We start from the raw sequence: 3,796 nt of genomic DNA, 5'->3' as shown, positions 1-3,796 counted from the left end.
GGCGGAACATGACCGCGGTCCGCTGTGGCAAGGACATTGTCATTTTCGACATGGGGCTCCGCCTCGACCAGGTGATGATCCACGAGGATGCGGAACTGGAGAACATGCACTCGCTGGATCTCATTAAGATCAAGGCGATCCCTGACGACACCCTGATGAACGGGCTTGAAGGGACTGTTAAGGCCATTGTCTGCTCCCACGGGCACCTCGACCATATCGGGGCAATCCCGAAGCTGGCCCACCGGTACAATGCACCGATCATCGCTACGCCCTACACTACGGAGCTGATCCGGCAGCAGATCGCGGGAGAGCAGAAGTTTTCTGCGAACAACAAGCTCTTTGCACTCAAGGCGGGGCAGCGGTACACACTCTCCCAGAACCTGGTGCTCGAGTTTGTCCGGAACCAGCATTCCATCATCGACACGGTGACACCGGTGCTTCACACCCCGCACGGTGCGATCGTGTACGCTCTGGACTTCAAGCTGGATCGGACACCGGTCATCGGCGAACCTCCGGATTTCGCCCGCTTCCGCCAGATTGGGAAGGAGGGGGTGCTTGCCCTGATCGTTGAGTGTACGAACATCGGTCGGAAAGGACGCTGCCCGAGCGAGCGGATCGCCCGGGACCTGGTCCGGGACACCCTTACCAGTTACGAGGACGACAAGAACGCGCTCGTTGTCTCCACCTTCTCGTCGCACATCTCGCGTGTCAAGACAATCGCGGAGTGTGCCCACGAGATCGGAAGGAAACCGGTCCTCCTCGGCCGTTCTATGGAGAAGTACGCTGTCACGGCCGAGCAGATGAAGCTCGTCTCGTTCCCGGAGACCACGAGTGTCTTTGGCAACCGGCGGACGGTTGACCGCACCCTGCGCCGGATGCTGAAAGCCGGAAAGGACAAGTTCCTGCCGATTGTCACCGGCCACCAGGGCGAACCGGGCTCCATCCTCACAAGGATCGCGACCGGGGATACCCCCTACCAGCTCGGGAAGGGAGACAAGGTCATCTTCTCGGCAAATGTCATCCCGAACCCGATGAACCATGGCCAGCGCTACATGGTTGAGGCCCGGCTGAAGATGCTCGGCGTGCGGATCTTCGAGGATCTCCATGTCAGCGGACACGCGTACCGGGAGGACCACTTCGAATTCCTCCAGCTCCTGCAGCCGCAGCATGTTATCCCGGCGCACGGGAACCTGACGATGACGGCAGACTATACCCAGTTTGCCGGTGAGCTTGGGTACACAGCCCATTCAACCGTCCATCTCCTGAGGAACGGCCAGAGGGTCAGGATCAATTAACGGGGAATCACAATGTCAGAACTTTCACCGTATCTGAAATCGGTCGCAGAGCAGATCGATCACATGATCGACCGCTACTATGTCGACAAGGCCGGCGAACTGAACAAGGCATCCGCCCACCTCCTTGCAGCCGGCGGCAAGCGTCTCCGCCCTGCTGTTGTCATGCTCGCAGCGGATGCGGTGAAACCCGGCAGCTCGGATGACATCCTCCAGGCCGCTCTCGCCCTCGAAGTGACGCACACCTTCACGCTCATCCATGACGATATCATGGACGATGACCGCCTGAGGCGCGGAGTCCAGACCGTGCATACGAAGTGGGATATTCCCACGGGGATCCTTGCCGGCGATGTCCTCTATTCCCGGGCGTTCGAGCACATCTCGCTCGTCACTGCAAAGGACGATGCCAAGGTGAAAGCCATCAACATGCTCGCCCGGGCCTGCGCCGACATCTGTGAAGGGCAGCACATGGACATGTCCTTTGAGCACCGGGACGATGTCACGGAAGGCGAGTACATGGAGATGGTGAAAAAGAAGACCGGTGTCCTGTATGCGGCGGCAGCAGGTATCGGTGCCATCCTTGCCGGCGGGAATGGCGTGCAGGTGAAAGCCCTGTATAACTTCGGGCTCAATACCGGCATCGCCTTCCAGATCCAGGACGATCTCATCGACCTCCTGACGCCGCCCGAAAAGAGCGGGAAGGACCAGGCATCCGACCTCCGCGAGGGCAAGCAGACCCTCATCATGATCAAGGCACGCGAGAAGGGCCTTGACCTGCAGAAGTACCGGCGCGAGCTCTCGAAGGCGGATATCGATGAGGCGATCCGGGAACTTACCGATGCGGGGGTCATCCCGGAAGTGAAACAGATGGCTGCAGACCTTGTGAAGGACAGCAACCGTCATCTCGGGCTTCTTCCCGAGTCAGACGAACGCCAGCTCTTAATGGACATCGGCGAGTTCTTCGTTACCCGGAGTTATTAGGATGGCAGGGGACGATCCCAAAGAGGCACTCTTTTTGTGCGCACTGCAGAACGCGGTAAAGCACGGTGGCGTGCCCCAGCCGGGTGCGGTGATCGGCATGGTGATGGGGGCCCACCCGGAGCTCCGGAGCCGGGCAAAGGAAGTCTCGGCCCTCGCCAAGGAGGCGATTGCCGATGTGGCAAAACTCTCTCCTGAGGAAAGGCTTGCCACGCTCCAGGCCCGTGCCCCGGAAATGATCTCGGCGATGTCCGAGAAGCACGAGAAGAGGAAAACTCTTCCGGAACTTGAGGGTGCAGAGAAGGGCGTTGTGATGCGGTTTGCCCCAAACCCCTCCGGCCCGCTCCATATCGGTCATGCCCGTGCCGCAGCGCTCAACGATGCTTACGTCAGACAGTATGGCGGCCGGTACATTCTCCGGATCGAGGATACCGACCCGAAACGCGTGGACTCGGAAGCGTACCAGACCGTACAGCAAGACATCAAATGGCTCGGGCTTGGCATCACCGAGGTCGTCACCCAGAGCGACCGTCTCCCGATCTACTACGATCTCTGCAGACAGCTGATCGAGAAAGGCGGGGCGTATGTCTGCACCTGCGACAACGAGCAGTTCAAAGAACTCAAACAGAACAAGACAGCCTGTCCCTGCCGCGGGAACAGCGTGGAAAAGAACCTTGAGTTTTGGCAGAAGATGCTCGACCACACGTTCAAAGAGGGCGAGGCCTCGGTCCGGATCAAGACAGACCTCACCCATCCCGACCCGGCCATGCGGGACTTCCCGGCGTTCCGGATCCTCGATGCACCCCCACACCCGAAGGTGAAGGCGCACGTATATCCGCTGATGAACTTCTCGGTGGTGGCAGACGACCACCTCCTCGGCGTCACGCACGTGATCCGGGGCAAGGACCATATCGCCAACACCCGCCGGCAGAAGTTCATCTACGACCACTTTGGCTGGCAGCAGCCGGTGTACCGGCACTATGGCCGGATGGGGATCGAAGGCGTTGTCCTCTCCACATCACAGATGCGGGTCGGGATTACGGAAGGCACCTACACCGGCTGGGATGACATACGGCTTGGCACCCTGCGGGCCCTTGCCCGGCGCGGGATCCTGCCCGAAGCGGTAAAGAACGCGATGATCGCGATCGGGATCGGCGATGTGGACATCTCGTTCTCCTGGGATAACCTCTACGCAGAGAACAAGAAACTGGTCGATCCGACCGCGAACCGGTACTTCTGCGTGCCGGACCCGGTCGAAGCGAAGATCGAGGGTGCGCAGCCGCACACCGCTCATGCACTCCTTCACCCAAGTGACGAGGCCCGGGGTATGCGTACGCTGCAATTCACCGGCACCGTGCTTATCCCGAAAGCTGAGCTTGTTCCCGGTACTGCGATGCCCCGGTTAAAGGACCTCTTCAACGTGAAGCTTGCCTGGAACAGCGACATCCCCGCGTGCCCCCATGGCGGGGACTCGCTGGCCGATGCCCGGGCCGCACAGTCCCGTGACTCCCAGTCGCTCCCGGGGA

General features: G+C 60.3%; 3 protein-coding genes. All 3 read left to right on the top strand.

From position 1 onward, the window contains the following. Window positions 1-1,295, top strand: a 1,295-nt coding sequence (locus tag CW742_RS08625; RefSeq protein ID WP_292419190.1) for an RNase J family beta-CASP ribonuclease, incomplete at its 5' end; no start/stop codon positions are given. Window positions 1,296-1,307: 12 nt separating this feature from the next. Next, entirely contained in the window at window positions 1,308-2,273 is a 966-nt protein-coding gene (locus tag CW742_RS08620; protein ID WP_292419187.1) for a polyprenyl synthetase family protein, read from the top strand. A 1-nt stretch (window position 2,274) separates the two neighbouring features. Further along, the coding region (locus CW742_RS08615) for a glutamate--tRNA ligase (protein ID WP_292419183.1) at window positions 2,275-3,796 on the top strand (1,522 nt) is incomplete at its 3' end.

Source organism: Methanoregula sp. (assembly GCF_002835825.1).
Lineage (GTDB): Archaea > Halobacteriota > Methanomicrobia > Methanomicrobiales > Methanospirillaceae > Methanoregula.
Note: the sequence above shows the minus strand (reverse complement) of the source record. Positions and strands in the feature narration are given on the sequence as shown.